This window comes from Anaerostipes sp. 992a, from assembly GCF_001940245.1.
Classification (GTDB): domain Bacteria; phylum Bacillota; class Clostridia; order Lachnospirales; family Lachnospiraceae; genus Fimousia.
Genome location: NZ_MJIG01000005.1, coordinates 114,046 through 130,748, shown reverse-complemented (window position 1 = coordinate 130,748; position 16,703 = coordinate 114,046). Strand labels below are relative to the sequence as shown.

The window sequence follows — 16,703 nt, the reverse complement described above, 5'->3', positions numbered from 1 at the left end:
CCTCCTATATTTGATTCATAATTTTTTCACATCTTCTTTCGTCAGACTGTACATTATGGTCCATCTCTGCCCGTATAGCTGCAATGCAGTCTGCAAGAGTTCTTTCCGAAAGCATTCGGGCAAAGGCATCTTCCATACCCTCAAACATTCCATTTAGTACTGGTCCGATGTGGCGACCTACCACGCACTGGTCATTGGCATTCTGATGAACATCCAAAAGATGAATTTGCGTTTTTTCCATAACTGCCTGATAAATCCTAAGCAATGTAATCTGTTCCGGAGTTGTGGTCAATGTATAACCACGAGCTCCTCTGTGACTGTTAACCACTCCTGATTTTTTCAACAGTGCCAGTATTTTGCGAACGTAGCTGGCGTTGGTACCGACACTTCCTGCCATTTGGTCCGAATTCAACGGAGTGGAAGCCTCCGAAATCAGAATCAACACATGTACAGCAACAGAAAATTTAGTATCCATTCTTTTTCCTCCTGATCATATACTTGCACCATTGTAATACAACCCAGAAATATCCTCTCTAATTCGTATTTGTATCAGATACAGATACATTATATAGCGTCTGAAATATATGGTCAAGTAATTGCATTTTACTTTTGGCTATTTATATATTCAATATATTCATCACCCCATTCTCCAAGAGCGTTGAGAACTTTTTTAAATTTTACCCCAATATCACTCAGGGAATATTCAACTTTAGGAGGAATCTGAGCGTATTCTGTTCGAATGATCAGGCCTTCCTTCTCCAGCTTTTTTAATTGTCTAGAAAGCGTCGTGTGCGTCATTTCTTCCGGCATTTTTCTCTGAAGTTCATTGAAACGGATTGCTCCATCGGATAGGAGATATAGGATATATATAGACCATTTTCCGGTTAGAACTTTTTGAGATGTAACATATGGGCATAAACCAAATAATTCTTTCTTTGCCATATTGGTATCCTTTCTGATACTGGTATCATAAAATATCGTACTTGCATAAATGTTCTTAACACATATAATAGTAAGCGTAGAAAAGAATTTCGTCAAGAAACATTTGAAAGGAGCATTTTTGTATGAACGAAGTATTGGAGTATTTGAAAGCAGTAGGTACATTCTACCTGGCAACCAGTGAGGAGACTGGACAGCCTCGTGTAAGACCATTTGGGGCAGTTGCCGAATTTGAAGGAAAGCTTTATATTGTAACAAACAATAAAAAAGAAGTTTATAAGCAAATGCTGAAAAATTCCATGGTCGAGATTTGTGCAATGCATAAAGGAACATGGATTCGTGTAACTGGCAATGTAAAAGAAGATGTGAGACGCGAAGCAAGAGTGGCAATGATGGAAGCAAATAAAGCTTCTTTAAGCAGCATGTATACGGTTGATGATAACCTGATGACAGTATTTTATTTTGAAAATGGTATTGCTACGATTAGTTCTTTTACAGATGAACCAAAAGTAATTAAGTTTTAGATATGTTGCAAAAGCATCCGTTTAAAACAGCGGATGCTTTGTTATTGTCTGATAAAAAAGGGAAGTTTTTTCCCTTGTTATGTGTCGCAGTGCAGCTTTTGCATTTATACATTCAGAAGCTTCACCACAGTCTCCACATGTGTCGGCATTCAAAAATCCGGACATTCCGGAATATGACACAAGCAGAACTCGGTGCTGCTTTTGGCTGGGGTGATAAAGGGGCAAACCGCTGTCCGTTACCATGATCCAGATAACTGGCCTGCTATCCTCCTGTCGGCATGTGGTTTAATTATGGGGTTCTCAATGATTTTATGAAAGAATGGGTAATCAGAAAAGAAGAATTGAAGTCAGGTGAGATTACCAGAGATGAATATTTTGAATGGAAAATCAACTGGTCACAGACTTTTGATGGGTGCGGAAAATATAAGCCTAAAAAACAATGGCGATCTGCAAATGTAGAACTTAGTGAAACTTAGCAAAACTTAAATTTATTCTATTTTCCATTTATAGCCATGAAAAAAGCACTATAAAGTGCCTTTTTTACATATTATTCTATTAAATTTCACTTATCTGCTTAGATAAGTGAAACTTAGCGAAACTAAATTATGCCCAATATGGAATATACTTATTTACCTAATCCAAACATCAGCTATACATCCTATTTCCACGAAGTATAAATTAATTGCCTTTTATCAAATGCTTCCTCTCCGCCTTCCATGATATCAACAATTTGCTTATGTGTAGCTTTAAGATCAATATTTCCCTGTGCTATATCGATTTTTGTATCTTGATATTCAACATAAAAAATTCTCTCAGCATCCCCTAAAACCGGAATGTTAGCATTATGCGTAGCAAAAACAAATTGCATTTCTTGTTTCTTTTCTGCAATTGCAGTAATAACTTCATCGTAAATAATTTTATTATCCAAATCATCTTCCGGTTGATCTATAAGAATAATATCATTATCAGATTGCATAAGTATAAATAATATAAGCGCCGATGCACGCTGACCTATTGAATGGTGTCGTAATAATTTTTCATGATAATATATTTCTACTTTATTTGGAACTTGATTCTTCAAAAGGTCTGAATACTGATCTTGCAATTTTTTATCAAGCTTTGTATATTCTGAGGCTGAAATAATTTCCTTAATTTTTATACCGTCGCATAATATCCAATCTTCTATAAGTTCCACATAATCTCTAAACGTGTCACATAACGATTGATACTTTATTTCAGAAATACCTGAACCTCTAAAATCAGCCTTCATCTGTGATTTAAAACTCTCTCTGTCGCCTTTAAAATCAATAGTAATGTTTAATTCGCTTTGCGATTCATTAATCTTCTGGATTTCAAGTTTATATGCATTGAACTGTGCCAACAATATATCATTTCTTTCGCGTACCGCTTTCTTGAACATACTTTCTATTTGCTTTCTTGATTTAGCCCGTTCATCCAGTTGCTTTAAGTTTTCTTTATGTTTTTCTAATTCTTCTGTCATTTTGACAAAGCCGTCGATATCTAATGTATCATCTTGAATTTCTCGTTTAATCTCAGCAAATTCATCTGAAAGACCTTCTATTTTTTTCGATAAATCTGTTATTACAGTCGCAAATTCTGAAGAACTTTCCTCTATCTGATTGACAGCTTCTCCAATTTTTGTGATTTCATTTCCAATCACACTCAAGATATTCTGTGCCTTTTTTATAATATCAGGATTATAAATACTTTCTACACCTTGCAAGCTCAAAGCCACATCTTTATTTTTGTCATAGCACTGTTTTAACTCTCGTACTGTCGAATCAATTCTTCCTTTTACAGAATCTAGCTTTGTTTTATCTGTTGTGTACCCGGTTTGTTTTTTTAATTTTTCTGAAACGCCTTTCTCTTTGTAAATAGACATTTTATGCTCAACTTCAGATTTTCTAATATTGCATTCTTCAATCTGCTCTGGAATTTTATTGGCATCTATCAATTCAGAAATTGCTGTTGCCAATTCGCTCACACAAGATGTTATTTCTGTGCTTTTTCCAATTTTTCCACCAACAAGTTTCTCAAGGAGCCCATTTTCATGATCAGCACTATTTGATAAATCTTTTTGTCCAAAATATTGAATACCATCAACCAAACTTGACGGTTGTATATTTAAATCGATTCCATTTTCATCTATAACATTACTTTGTTCACCATATATACGGCTGATAGTATAACGTTTGCCATGTTTATCAACAACAGATAAAGTTGCTTTTCCTCCTGAGCCAAAAATGTTTTTTATCAATGACTCTTTATATTCTTTATCTGTTTGCAACGGCAGATCAAATATGTAACGAATTGCTTCAAGCACAGATGATTTTCCACTTCCACGAATTCCGATTAATGAATTAAGCTCTGATGAAAATCTGATAGTCTGTCCATCAAATTTTCCACCTTGAAAACTTATAGACTCAATATACCCATGTCTTCTTTCCGGTAACGATTCAGCAACTCTACTTTTATAGTCCTGTAAAGCAAATTTAATCGCCGCATATGAGTATTCTCCAATTTTTAAATATGTTTGTTTATCGCCTTTTCCAATATCTTTCAATGATTTAGGATCCGATCCCTCTATAAGAGCCGGAATATATCCAAAACAACGATTAAATTTATTTATATTATCTCTTGTCCTCGATTTTTGTATTCCTAAAACTCGTTTTCTAAACGGAGCAAGCCCTGAAAGTGATTCTAAAAGACCTCCTCCACATTCGTTAAATAAGCCACTGCCTTGGTCAACATGGGCAAATATTACAAAATAATCTTTTCCATACTCTTCAAGTTTTTCCAACGTATTTTTCAAATCATAACAACATTTTGTATTTCTATTTTCAGGATTAGATATTGTTGCAAATGCTGTCGTCAAAAATGTTTGAATGTGGTTATTACCATTCTCTAACCATTCATCGGGATTAAAGACAATAAGAGTATGTATACCATTAGAACCTTCTTTAACCGTCAATTCTACACCAGGTAATATAAATATTTTTTCTTTATTTGCTGCCTTTTTCAATGCTTTATATTCATCTTTGTCAAATTTATTATGATTTGTAATAACTCCAACAGAAATGTTTGCCTGTTTTAGTGCTGAAACATATGATTTTACAAAATCATTTGGTTCTCCACTATATGAAAATTCTTTATCCTTTTGTGTATGCAGATGAAAATCCGCTCTTAAAAATTCAAGCCCTGCTTCAAACATTTTATCCCTCCTAGCTTATATGCTTACTCTACTCCTAACGCCTTAAACACAGCATCCTCCGCACTCTGGTACGGAATCAGCTGAAATGCACTCATCAGATCTGCCGGAACACTTGCGAAATCCACAAAGGAGGTACTTGGAATCAGTACCTTTTTTGCACCGCTGTCCAGGCACACTTGAAGCGTATTAGCAAGCTCATCCACCTTTATCATTGTTCCACTGATTGTAATATCGCCCAATATTGCCAGGTTACTTACAGCAGGTTTTCCCAATGCAATCGAGCAAAGAGCAATCAAGGTAGGAAGTGCCAGCTTATCTGTCATGCCGATTCCCTGCAAATCCTGATAATTGATGATGTAGTCTTTGGTTGAGGTACTGATAGAACCGCTGATTCGGTTTCCATTTGCTTTCAGATAGTTAAATGCTGTATTCACAGCTTCTTTGCACTTAGAGTCACTGCCTAAGCCAGTCCGTTCAATTTTGCCGTTTCCCGGAAGCATCTGACTTTCCAGACGAAATACACCAAGCATACCGCTTTTTCCTCTGGATACGGTGTATACCTGTCCCGGATTACACATGCCATCCGGTATCAGCTTACCGCCGCCCTGTTCCGGTACGGAGACATAATGTTCTGACATATCATCCAGGTCAATATAAGAGAAGTTCACATCGTAGAACTCCATACCGCCCAGCTTTTTCAGCTGTTCTTTCACACGACGGCGCATTTCCAATGCAATCTGAATGACTTCTTCCAGTTCTTTCTTTGTAAACTCACCACCCGGATACATTAACTTCAGATAACCGTCCACCATACGGCGAACCGCAATGGTGTCACGCTGATTCAGATTCTTTCCGAGACGGAAGTAATGGTCAAGTGCGTCCCCATACTGTTCCTTGCGAAGCTCTCTGATAAACTCTGCCAGATAATCGCTGATAAAACCATAATCATTGGTAAAGTGCTCTGGTCGAAACTTTGGAATCTCCCATCCCGGAAGATAACAGTGCATACGGTCAAGAAATGCTGTATCTGTTCCCATTTCCGGTGGGAATGGGTCAAATAAACTGGATGTTTTCAACAGTACATCCACGCTCTGATTGATGTTTCCAACAAAGACCATGGAAGCAGTAGCAGCCTTTTCTTCTTTGCCACGAGCAAAAGAGCCAGATGCCATATAGTCTTTCATAATCTGAATACCGTCTTTATCTCTGAACTTGATACCGGCAACTTCATCAAAAGCAACGCAATCCCATAATCCGACCAGTCCAACAGTTTTGCGACCCATATTATAAAACAGGTTTGCAACCGTGGTCTGTCCACCAGAAATCAGAATACTATTCGGAGAAATCTCTTTGTAGAGATGGGACTTACCGGTACTTCTCGGTCCCAGCTCACAAAGATTAAAATTATTCTCAACCAGTGGAATCATACGGGTCAGAAGCAACCATTTCTCACGATATGTAAATTCATCCGGTTCCATGCCGATTGAACGGAGAAGAATATCCAGCCATTCATCTTTGGTAAAGGCTTTTCGTCCCTGTTTCAGCTCGTCAATATCAATATGCGGCATCTGAATCGGTGTCAGCTTACGAATACTGATGGGTGAAATATCTTTCTGCTTCTTTTGTTTGGAACGAAGCGGATTTCCATCAATATCCTCAATTCCAAAGTTATTATCGCCCTCGACCTCATAATCCAGCTGAACAATGCACCAGATACCACCACAGAGCAAGCGGTCAAATTTTTCCGGGTATTCATCTGCAATCGGCACATTGCTGACTCCCAGATTGGAAAACTCAGCAAAGAAGCAGTCCTTTTTCATATCCAGACGGACAGTCACCATATCAATAATTGTGTGACTGCCTTTTTTTCGCAGCTGAGAAAGAATCTTCTGCGATTCATCCGGACGCACAAAATTGTCGGCAAGAATACGCTTTACATTCTGTACACCTTTTTCAATGACAGATTCATCATCTGAACTGCAATACTGACCTAACAAAAATTCAAGTACATAGACTGGAACATTTGCCCCTTCCTTGATTTTCTTTGTCAGATCTTTCCGAACAATCTTACCGTCAAAGTTCTGGCGGAGTTTGTTCTTTATTTCTTCACGGGTGCTTTCACCCTCTGTAAATTGCTCCATCTTTCCATCCTCCTACGGTACTTAACTAAAGAAATCAAACTCATCCACCGCAAAGGCGATGTCAATCTGGAATGGCTCACGCTGCGGCATTTGCAATCCCTGTTCGTTTGCAATAACCAGATAGTAGGTATCGGTATTACTGTATTTCAGCGATTTCAAATTAAACTGGCAACGGAAAGTACGCTCTGCTCCATTATCACTTGTCTTATCCGCAATAATCTTCTGGACATCACTGATCTGCTTGCCATTTTCATCCGTAAAATAAAGCTGATAAGTAACTGCTTCACGGTTTGCTCCCACTGCATCCTTCTGATAGAAGTTCAGTGAGAAAATCATATTGCTTATTTTACGGTTTGCGGACAGCAGACTGACTGTTACCGGTTTTGTATCATATTTCTGCTTATTACGCTTATACTCCATAGAATCATTACGAAGATAATGGTATTCAATCACCGGAACAACCATTTCCTGCAAACTAATACCGCCATGCACAAAATTCATGCCACCGCCACTCATCTTAATTCGAATATTTTCTCTTGGAGCAAATCCCTCATAATCTGTATTTCCATCCAGCATTTTTACAGGCAGCAAATAGTCTGGTTGCACGCCCTTCTGCATAATCGCATAGCGTCTGCCATATTCCACACATCTTCTTGTGCTTTCTTTTCTAATTGCGTCGGAATTTACCATGTCTACATCATAAAAACCTTTCTTATCCACTTTGTCTTCTTCCTTCAGCGGACTATATGTATAAAGGAATCCATGGTCAGCAGTAATCAGAATATTCGTGCCGCCAAATTCATTTACAATAATACGCACAAGGTTCTTCAATTCTGAAATTGCTTTATCGCAAGCGGCAAAAACAGCGGTATCGGAAGTGTGGCTTGCTTCATCAATGGTATCGTGATAGATATAGACTACATCCATACCTTTTACCAAAGCACTTCGCTCTGCCCGCTTCATAGCAATAATGTCATTATATTTCAGGGCAACACTCGCCGGATCTTCTGATTTCAGAACCTTATCCCGATAAGTGCTTGCCGTAGATTGTCCATCTGCCAGAACCTTCAGAATATCGTTCTGAACTTCTACCGTCAGTTCTTTATGCGGCAATAATGCTGCCATGCCGAACTTTGTGATAGAAGGGAAGATGCTCTGCATACTGCTGATGGACACCTTACTCTGAGTTTCTCTCTGAAGCTGTTCTGCCATCGTAGCTGCCACTTCATAACGCATAGCATCCGAAATAATTACGAACACTTTGGTATCTGCGGTCTTAATGCGGGAACGATAAAATTCTTCCTGCTGAGGGACTTCCAGAACCTTACCGTAGGTTGCCAGTTCATCCGCACATACATCCGACCAGTTATTGCCCAGTTCCCCCAGAAACCAATGGGTATAAAGACCTTCCACTTTATCGACAACGTTCTTAAACAAATCGTCCAACAGAATATTGGAAGTCTCCAGGCTCTTTTGGAAACTCAGATGGAACAAACGGTAATAGGTATCCATCTGATAATAGCTTTCTGTGTATTCTTTCCAGATGCCTTTTGCTTCTGCGGTATGGAATCCGGCAGAATGCTCCCTGAAGAAGCTCTGCATATTTGCCACTTGCAAAATACCGTCATAGAAATTTTCAAATGGCTCATACCATGCACAGGTTCTCCGCTTTTCAACCATAGAAGTAATGGTATCTACATCAATGATATAGTCGCTGATTTCTGTCATCAGCTTTGTCAGAATCACTTCATTAATGCACGGAAAACACTCCGTAGCTGCCAGATCATCCACTGTCAGCTTCTCAAACCGCTGATGCAAACAGGCTTCATCTTCAACATACCGTGCCACATCATATAACTGCTGAATATCCTCGCTGTGAAGCCATTCAGAAATAAAATCATAGCAATATGCCTGATGCGGCATAGAAATAAAACCGTCCAGTCCGGCAAGATATTCCTGCCGCATAGTACGGGTAGCAGAGGTCAACAGCAGATGAATTGCCAGTCGTCCAAGATCAGATTCTTCCTCTACAAAGCCACATCTCTGGCGAACCATTGCCCAGAACGCACCGTCTGCATGATATTTTACGAAATCCTGATAAATTCCATTGTTATTTAAGTCCAGTCCTGCACGGAACACACTGCGTAAAATCTGATTTGGCTGTGCGTCTTTCAATCCACAGATTGCCGCCATAACAGCCATGTGCAGTTGTGCCGGAATTGCCGGAACTTTATTCTGTGTGCTGACTTTCAAGCGGCGGTCTTTCGCATTGAAATAAGCACGATAATTTTTAACCTGTTTCCGCATGGCCGGATTTGATACAAGTCCCATCTCATCCATCCAGATAGAAATCAGGTCTGCCCGGAACTCCTCACTGTAAAGCTCCACATCCAAAAGCCAATTGTCATCCAAGCGGTTATATGCTAAAGGACTATAAACCAGATAGTTTGTGGTCAAATCATCTACTGAAAGCAGTTTTTTTACAGAAAACGCATTATTGCCAGTCAGCGCAATCACCTTTGCATTTTCCAGAACCACTTCGTCCAGCTTGTCCTCAAATTCCTTATCTTCATCGTACCAGAAGATGATACGACGCTGATAAAACTCCGGCAGAGGTGCAGCAAATCTGCGGTTCAAGTCTTGTATTACTTTGTCTGTATCCATGCTGCATTATCTCCCTTCCGTATTTTTTACATAAATTGTGCTTCTTGAAGCACCTTCTTTTCTCAGCCATCCTTTTTCAACCATTTTAACCAGTATTTCTCTGGTTCTACGCTGTTTGATACCAAGAAGTTTCATTGCCTGTGCTGTTGTAATGCCGGCATTTTCCGATACATATTTATAAATTTGCTGTTCCTGTTCATTTGCCGGCACTTTATCGGCGGTTTCCCGGCGGTTTAACGGCAGTTTAACGGCAGTATTGGGGGAATTGAGGTCAACAGTGCCGTCAATCTGACCTCGATAGATATTGATACGCAAATCGACCTCGCCACCAATAAACTCTGGTTCCCGCAGTCCGGCAGCTTTTACTTTATCAATAATTCTCGGAATGCCGCTTCCCCAATGCTCAATCAGATTCATATAAGCAAAGGCATGAGCAAGAGCTTCATTTCTGATTTTAGAATATCCTTCTTTCATACGCTCCAGGGTTTGTCCCATTGGTAGTTTACCTGGAGATGTGATTTCCAGCCGATCATCATACACTGCAACCTGTATCGTACCATGATCCAGATAGCTGCGATGCACCATTGCATTGATGATTAACTCACGAATAGCATCCGGTGGAATCTCATAAATATCCTGGCGATAAATGCCCACAATCGTAGCACCCAGATGAATATTTCTCAGAACAAACTGAAATGCTTCATCTATCTGTTCCCAAATCGGACCGGTATACTCCCGACGATCAACAAATACCGATTTCGTTGTACCTTTGAACACGCCACATTGCGTTGCAACATGAAGTCCTCCGTTACCTGTCAAAATAGCAAAAGCATTGGACGGATAATCTTTCCCATCACGCTCAATCAAAACACCCCAAGAACGAAGCTGTTGTTTGCCAACATCTTTAATAGACGCTTTCTGTTCCTCTGTATGAGCGTTTTTGACTGCCTGTTCCTTCATGGCTTTACAAAGAGCATCAATATCTTCATCTGTAATCGTCAATCCCGTACATAAAGCCTGATCGAAATAACGGTTGCTACCTTCGAACAGCAGCTCTTTTATCATATACTCGTCAGCAAGACGGGTGGTTCCGGCAACACGGACATATACACCACCTTCTCTGCCGAGAGCCTTGATATAATAGGGTCGCTGCCTACCCTCAGAAATTTCTGCCACAATAACAGTCTTACCATCAACGGTCTGTAAAGTAATATCCGGGATAATTGCCGGTTCACAGCTATCTGATACGGCATTCGCAATGGTATCCATTTTTTTGAACACATCTTCCTTGTCAAAACCGACCACTTCTCTGGTCTTATCAGCAATTCCGAAAATGATTTTTCCTCCGGTTCCATTTGCAAAGGCAACCACAGACTTCATATATTTGATACTTTTCTCCGGCAGGTCCTCTTTGAACTCCACATTCTTCGATTCTCCTGCAAGAATTTCTTCTATGGTCATCATCACACCTCGCTCTCAATTCGCTATGCTGTGCATAGCCTTTTTATTATTTCATCTGATATTCCAGTCTTAATTCTTCAGCAAGATACAAATCGCTCATGCAGTGCATATCAGAAACACCGTCACGCATTAACTGATAGACTTCGGAATGATAAAACAATCCCAACGCCTCATCCAGTGAAAGTCCCTGCTGTTTGGCAAAGCACTCAATGACACGGACATATTTTTTCTGAAGCAAAATCGGGTTTGCTTTCATGGTAGGATTTTTGATTTTTTCATCCGTCATCACACGCAAGCCCTCCTTTTACGACAATTTTGAAAAATTATCTATTAAAATCAAATAAAAAGCAGATGGATAAATTCCTTCTCTTAAAGCAATTCTACTAACCATTCTAAACTGTTTAATAAGTTCTTCTTCACTTCTTGGTGTTTTCTGAACCTTCATCCAATTCATAGCTTCTTTGCATAATGGAATCGCCATGTATTCAGGAATCGAATTTGCCTCTTTTTCGATTTCTTCTTTTGTAATCGGATCAAGGGATAATGCATTAAAAAGTTCAAAAAACTTCTTAGCTTCATCAGAATCCGGATACTTTCTACCACAATTATATTGTGGCTGATTCGCATCTAACGACTTCCATAACTGCTTAATATCCGCAAATTCATATGGTTTAGTCAATGGCAATGTTTTTGGTGGTTCACCATATGAATAGAAAACAATCTTATCTAATGAGCTTTTTTCAATACAAGCAAATATATGGCTATCATTCTGCGGTGAAAGTCCTATGATATGCAATTCACCTGAAAGTTTTTCAAGTTCCCCAAAATGATAATCCGTGGCAATTTTCAGTTCTGGATGTTTGATATAAGTATCTATAATTTGAGCTTTTTCTGATTCTACACCTGCTCTCATTATCTCAAATCCCGCCACATCCGTGTCATGTAATTGCTTTAGTCTTTGAAGAACTTCAATTCCTTTCACTTTATCCTGCGCTTCTTTATATTTATTTTGTCCACTAAAATTAAGTAGCGCATTACAATAACATTGCGGATAATCTGGATTCATAACGATTTTTCCGTTTTGCTTATTCAAAAATCCCTGAACTGTTTCAGAATTTTCAGAATCTGCAAGAACAGAATAATCCCCATGTAGATGATAAATTGTTTTATTGGTCAGCCTTTCAATATTATTATCGTAATTCAATGTAAATATCGAATCAAACGATTTAAAAAAACGTTTGACAGGCTTTTTCATTTTTTGATAAATTTCTTGAATTTTACCATCATTGTAGATAGCATCCAGAATCATCCATTCAAATCCTTGTTTTGATACTTTCCACATATCACTTAAATCCGGATTATCCAAGAAGAATAATCGAAGTAACAGAAACCAATCTTCCAATGGAATCTCATAATAATGCTCAAATTTACTGCGTTCTGCATTTTGTGCCTCAAACTCCATCACAGCTTTTTTTACTTCGTCATCAACATTAACTTTATCATACTTTTTATCAAGTACAGCATTTGCAGTAGGAAGAAGTCCACGAAATATCTGTTCGATTTCACTTCCAGACAACGTACCTTCAAAAAGACTATCATACTTATCGCACTGCGCGTTAAAGATAATTCTTGACAAAATAAACCTATTTGAATAGGCTTTTCCGCCAAACTGTATATTTACTCCGTTCCCCAAGAGAACAGACTTCTTTCTTTTCGGTTCGATAACTACCCCTCCTTTACTTTATTTTAGCCAAAACATCCTGGAAAATTGCATAATTCTTCTTCACGCCATCGTCCAGATCAATGGAAATCATCTGGTCGGCAAGGTGATGTATTTTTTCCTCGTAAGTTCTGATTTCGGTATCCTGTGCCTGCAAGGTGGTCAGCTTTTTGTTCAGCTTTACACGCTCTCCGGTAGAAGCATTGGAAATACGCTGTTCCAGATCAGCAATAGCAGTACGATAACGAGCCTGCTGTTCATGCACATAATCAGTACGAATGCGAGCAATGGTGTCCGGCTGATAACGGTGCATATAAATCAGAGCCTTAAAGCCATTCTTCTTGCCGCTGTCAAACAGCCAGTAAATCGGGCGTTTCTGATAAATCTTGCAATGGTCAGAATAGAAGTCGCTCAAGAAATACTTCCGAATCACATCCTTCGGCTGACCCTTACCGCCCAGTGCATCGGCAATGAATTTCAGATTTTCGTCCAGCGTATCTGCACCGTAAACCGTTTTCACAAACTCCACGAACAAACCGACAATATCATCCTCAAAATATTCATCGTCACAGATCGGGATAATGTTATCCTTGTCAGCAGCAAAAGAAGCATATTTGCTTGCATCCCATTCGCCGCCTGCATAGGCAAGTCCGTCCACATCCAGAGAGTAACGACCAAACATACAGCCAACAGCATAGGAGATGAAAGAGCGAATATCCCGACTAAGATCTGCCTTGCGGACGGTCACATTCTTATCCTCAACCTCCGGTGTCAGCTCGTCCTGCAAGCCATAAATGTCAATGAAGATACGGTTCAGTTCTTCCTCATTGGCTTTGAGCTGGTTAAAACGTTCATCACATTCAGTCTGCCACTGATCAAAGGCTTCTGCAATGGTAGAAGCTTTGCGAAGAAGTGGATGGTGATGGAAGTCCCATGATGTTTCAAACAAGTCCCAATCTTCTTTTGCAAGATATACATTTTTGTCAACTTTTATTTTTATCTGATAATCTCCAAAATACAATTCATTTAATGGCAATGCACCAATATTGCCAGACTGAAAAGATATCGTTGGGTTCAAAAGATTTAAGAAGTAGTTTCCAACACAAGAGTTAATCAATGCGAGTACATAGTCATATTCTTTATCAGAGATAAAGCAACTTGAACCTTTATCATCAAATAAATGTCCAGGTTCCGAATATCGACACGAAATCGCAGACGAAGTCAAAGTTGCCCACGTTATAGACTTTTTAAAATATAATCTTTCACTTCTTACACTGGCAATTTTTCTTCCTTTGTCTGTTGCATTTTTTATTTCGTAACCATCATTTTCCCACAAGACCACGTAATCATTCAATCCATACCATTTTCTATACCCGCCACCTTTGTTATATGGAAACCATTTTTTCTTTGATTCAGCCGCTTCATGACTATTTTTGCATCCCAATCCTATTTTCGTATTACTTATTTCAGTCCATAATCTCAAAAATCTCTCATTATTTCCTGTTGTCATTCCTGCTTTTGCTTCTCCATAAAAAGAAATCGGTTTGAGAGTTGTAAAACTATTAAAAACATTATTGGATACCCAATACGCTATCGGACTTCCTGGAATTTTAGAAAAATTATCGCTATTTTTCTCATAATAAAATCCGCAGTCATGATTTTTGATTGCTTCCAACGTTTTTTTCCTCTGGATTTCCATACCTCCACGAAAATCTACTAAGCGCAAATAACATCCTTTTTTCTGTACATGACAATTTTTAAAGGCAAAAGTACATACCGGAACCGTTGCTTCTTCAAATGCAGAATATTCAAACTGAATCAGTGTTTCAATAGTAGTTCGATTATACAAGTAATTCCGCATTTTTTCATATGCAGAAATAAACATCCACACATAAGGTGTAAAGAAACCACAGTAGCCACTCCGTTTTGTCATTTGTGAAGCATGAATAACAAACGCAGAAAAGAAGTCACTTTTGTAATCAGCGTAATTATTTTTAATAAACTCTTTCAGCTTCGGGTTCATATTAGATGCTCCCATATATGGTGGATTCGTCACCACCACATCATACTTCTGTGCCAGTGCTTCTGCCACCTGCACCAGCGGCAACAATTCTGCCAGTGCCACATCACGGGACATATTGATGTCCTCCACGATTTCTGCAAAACGATCATACAAGGCAGACCAATCCTGCGGTGTTACCGTCAGAATAGAGCCATATTCTTTTGCATCATGCAATTCGCTGATAATCGTATCCATTGCCGCTTTCAGCTTGGCATCCCCATTACAGAAATACTCCACGGCAAACTTGTCCACATGGTTGCTCTCCACAATGGCATACACATGGGGCTGAATCCCACGACTAAAGAAGCGGCGGTCATACTGACGGGCTTTCATCATCACCGCAAAGTAAGCAAGCTGTGCCGCACGGTCATCAATATCCAGACCATAGATATTATTCTCTACAATGCTTGCCACTGCTTCACGGGTGGTATAGCCGTAAGATTCATAAATCTTCATCAGCACATCAAACATATAGGCAAGGACATGACCGGAACCGGAGCATGGGTCAATCACTTTCAGCTGATCCGGCGTCAATGCTACATATTCTTTGCAAATTTCAGCAAGCTGTGCCTGCACATCCGGTTCCTGCTCTGCTTCTTCCAGATAGTAGTGCCATTTGGTATCTTCCGGGTCACGTTTTCCGGCTGCATAGGCAGACTGTTCTTCCTCTGTCGGCAGAAGCTGCTCTTTGGCATCCGGGTGTCCCTCCAGCCACAAACGACCAAGGCTGTTTTCTACCATATAACGGACAATCCAGTCCGGTGTAAAAAGCTGGGTAGCCGCAGGAATATTTTCTTTTGTGATTTTCACCTTCTTTTTCAGAGCAGCGAAAACATCATCCTTTTTCCCGCTGTTGTAATACTGATACAGCCAGCCGATAATCTGGACAGCATCTTTCCAGTCGTCCTCCGGTATCAGCTCAATCATCTGCTGGATGACACTGCCTTCTCTCAGCAGGTTATCCGGCAGAAGAAGCTCGGTATAGTCCGCAATCTTCTGGAACATTCCCGGCAGAATCTTATTCAGGGCATTGCACTGCACAATCAGCAGATATTTATACAATTCTTCGGTCTTTTCTGTTTCTTTCAGCTCATAGACCTTTTCCATATCCAGTCCATCCAAATCCAGATGAATGGCTTCGGTTATAATCTGCGGCTTAAAGTTGTTCTCCTCATCTGTGAATACACGCACATGAGAAGGAAGATAGCCGTTCACTTCCATAAATCGCAGGGCAGAGAAACGGTTAAACCAAGTATAGGCAACTTCCTCCATGACCTGCTTATATCCTTTATCTTTAATCTCGGCAATGAGAGCCTGACGCTGTTTCTTTTCATTGTCAGTCAGGACTTTGCCGCCCACGCTGTCAGCTGCAGCGGAAACTTGCTCGTCCTCTTTAATACCGTATCCCACACCTTTCAGAGAAACACGGGCGATCAGCTCTGTTCTTGCCCAAACAGCAAACTTTTTAATCTCATTCTTGTTCATAATTTTCCTCACTCCTTAAACGCATCATTGAACATATCATTAATTTCCTGCCCTTTAGGAAAAGTGTCCACACCATCCAAATTCTCAAATGGAATTACAGCATCCTGTGCATAAATTTTTCTTGCACAGAAACGGCTCAGATAATATTCAATAACAAGTAAAGCACAAGTAAGTACAATAACCTCCATCAAGATTACAGATGTTTGAGAGTCTGCTGTCGGGCTAAAAGCTGCAAGTATATAACCAACAACCAAATCCGCAAAAGCTATAATATTCAAATAAATATTATGTGCACTTTTTTGTAGCTTTTCTTTCTCTATTTTACAGTTATTGTTCTCATCTCGTTCAACAACATTGGTTCCTGGAAAACAGTTTCTAATTACCGCTTCTTTTCCACCCTTCATGCAATTTAAAAGCAACACTAATGCTCCTGATAACTGAAACGCCAACATACCTATAAACATTATATTTCGTC

General features: G+C 39.4%; 12 protein-coding genes. 2 read left to right on the top strand and 10 right to left on the bottom strand.

Annotated elements, in window-relative coordinates:
- Window positions 1–4: 4 nt before the first annotated feature.
- Together BHF69_RS12335 and BHF69_RS12330 are read right to left on the bottom strand one after the other, a co-directional pair.
- On the bottom strand, window positions 5–475 hold the full coding sequence (locus tag BHF69_RS12335; protein ID WP_075672077.1) for an Rrf2 family transcriptional regulator: 471 nt from the start codon (window positions 473–475) through the stop codon (window positions 5–7).
- A gap of 128 nt (window positions 476–603) precedes the next feature.
- Complete coding sequence (locus tag BHF69_RS12330) at window positions 604–942, bottom strand: winged helix-turn-helix transcriptional regulator (RefSeq protein ID WP_075672075.1); 339 nt, start codon at window positions 940–942, stop codon at window positions 604–606.
- A gap of 122 nt (window positions 943–1,064) precedes the next feature.
- Here BHF69_RS12330 and BHF69_RS12325 point away from each other — a divergent pair, with 122 nt between their 5' ends.
- Both BHF69_RS12325 and BHF69_RS14500 read left to right on the top strand, forming a co-directional pair.
- A complete protein-coding gene (locus tag BHF69_RS12325) occupies window positions 1,065–1,463 on the top strand; it encodes a pyridoxamine 5'-phosphate oxidase family protein (RefSeq protein ID WP_075672073.1) in 399 nt (132 codons plus the stop codon).
- Window positions 1,464–1,774: 311 nt separating this feature from the next.
- Entirely contained in the window at window positions 1,775–1,939 is a 165-nt protein-coding gene (locus BHF69_RS14500) for a hypothetical protein (protein WP_242946161.1), read from the top strand.
- A 182-nt stretch (window positions 1,940–2,121) separates the two neighbouring features.
- Here BHF69_RS14500 and BHF69_RS12315 read toward each other — a convergent pair whose 3' ends face one another.
- The 8 genes from BHF69_RS12315 to BHF69_RS12280 are packed head-to-tail and all read right to left on the bottom strand — an operon-like array spanning window position 2,122 to window position 16,692.
- Complete coding sequence (locus BHF69_RS12315; RefSeq protein ID WP_075672071.1) at window positions 2,122–4,695, bottom strand: TrlF family AAA-like ATPase; 2,574 nt, start codon at window positions 4,693–4,695, stop codon at window positions 2,122–2,124.
- A 23-nt stretch (window positions 4,696–4,718) separates the two neighbouring features.
- Complete coding sequence (gene brxL, locus BHF69_RS12310) at window positions 4,719–6,836, bottom strand: protease Lon-related BREX system protein BrxL (RefSeq protein WP_075672069.1); 2,118 nt, start codon at window positions 6,834–6,836, stop codon at window positions 4,719–4,721.
- A gap of 21 nt (window positions 6,837–6,857) precedes the next feature.
- Entirely contained in the window at window positions 6,858–9,500 is a 2,643-nt protein-coding gene (gene pglZ / locus BHF69_RS12305; RefSeq protein WP_075672067.1) for a BREX-1 system phosphatase PglZ type A, read from the bottom strand.
- A gap of 6 nt (window positions 9,501–9,506) precedes the next feature.
- Entirely contained in the window at window positions 9,507–10,961 is a 1,455-nt protein-coding gene (locus BHF69_RS12300; protein WP_075672065.1) for an ATP-binding protein, read from the bottom strand.
- A gap of 46 nt (window positions 10,962–11,007) precedes the next feature.
- The gene (locus BHF69_RS12295) at window positions 11,008–11,217 is read right to left on the bottom strand and encodes a DUF3791 domain-containing protein (protein ID WP_075672312.1); all 210 of its coding nucleotides are present in this window, start codon (window positions 11,215–11,217) and stop codon (window positions 11,008–11,010) included.
- 48 nt (window positions 11,218–11,265) lie between these two features.
- Window positions 11,266–12,654, bottom strand: coding sequence for a hypothetical protein (locus BHF69_RS12290; RefSeq protein WP_242946160.1), 1,389 nt, complete (start codon window positions 12,652–12,654; stop codon window positions 11,266–11,268).
- Window positions 12,655–12,697: 43 nt separating this feature from the next.
- Window positions 12,698–16,228 (bottom strand): BREX-1 system adenine-specific DNA-methyltransferase PglX, encoded by a 3,531-nt coding sequence (pglX, locus tag BHF69_RS12285; RefSeq protein ID WP_075672062.1) that lies wholly within the window; start codon window positions 16,226–16,228, stop codon window positions 12,698–12,700.
- 8 nt (window positions 16,229–16,236) lie between these two features.
- Window positions 16,237–16,692, bottom strand: a complete 456-nt coding sequence (locus BHF69_RS12280; protein WP_075672060.1) for a hypothetical protein — start codon at window positions 16,690–16,692, stop codon at window positions 16,237–16,239.
- Window positions 16,693–16,703: the final 11 nt, after the last annotated feature.

Coding starts and splice junctions, on each gene's coding strand:
- BHF69_RS12300 (WP_075672065.1), bottom strand. CDS start 10,961: ATGACCATAGAAGAAATTCTTGCAGGAGAATCGAAGAATGTGGAGTTC.
- BHF69_RS14500 (WP_242946161.1), top strand. CDS start 1,775: ATGAAAGAATGGGTAATCAGAAAAGAAGAATTGAAGTCAGGTGAGATT.
- BHF69_RS12335 (WP_075672077.1), bottom strand. CDS start 475: ATGGATACTAAATTTTCTGTTGCTGTACATGTGTTGATTCTGATTTCG.
- BHF69_RS12330 (WP_075672075.1), bottom strand. CDS start 942: ATGGCAAAGAAAGAATTATTTGGTTTATGCCCATATGTTACATCTCAA.
- pglX (WP_075672062.1), bottom strand. CDS start 16,228: ATGAACAAGAATGAGATTAAAAAGTTTGCTGTTTGGGCAAGAACAGAG.
- BHF69_RS12295 (WP_075672312.1), bottom strand. CDS start 11,217: ATGAAAGCAAACCCGATTTTGCTTCAGAAAAAATATGTCCGTGTCATT.
- brxL (WP_075672069.1), bottom strand. CDS start 6,836: ATGGAGCAATTTACAGAGGGTGAAAGCACCCGTGAAGAAATAAAGAAC.
- pglZ (WP_075672067.1), bottom strand. CDS start 9,500: ATGGATACAGACAAAGTAATACAAGACTTGAACCGCAGATTTGCTGCA.
- BHF69_RS12280 (WP_075672060.1), bottom strand. CDS start 16,692: ATGTTTATAGGTATGTTGGCGTTTCAGTTATCAGGAGCATTAGTGTTG.
- BHF69_RS12325 (WP_075672073.1), top strand. CDS start 1,065: ATGAACGAAGTATTGGAGTATTTGAAAGCAGTAGGTACATTCTACCTG.
- BHF69_RS12315 (WP_075672071.1), bottom strand. CDS start 4,695: ATGTTTGAAGCAGGGCTTGAATTTTTAAGAGCGGATTTTCATCTGCAT.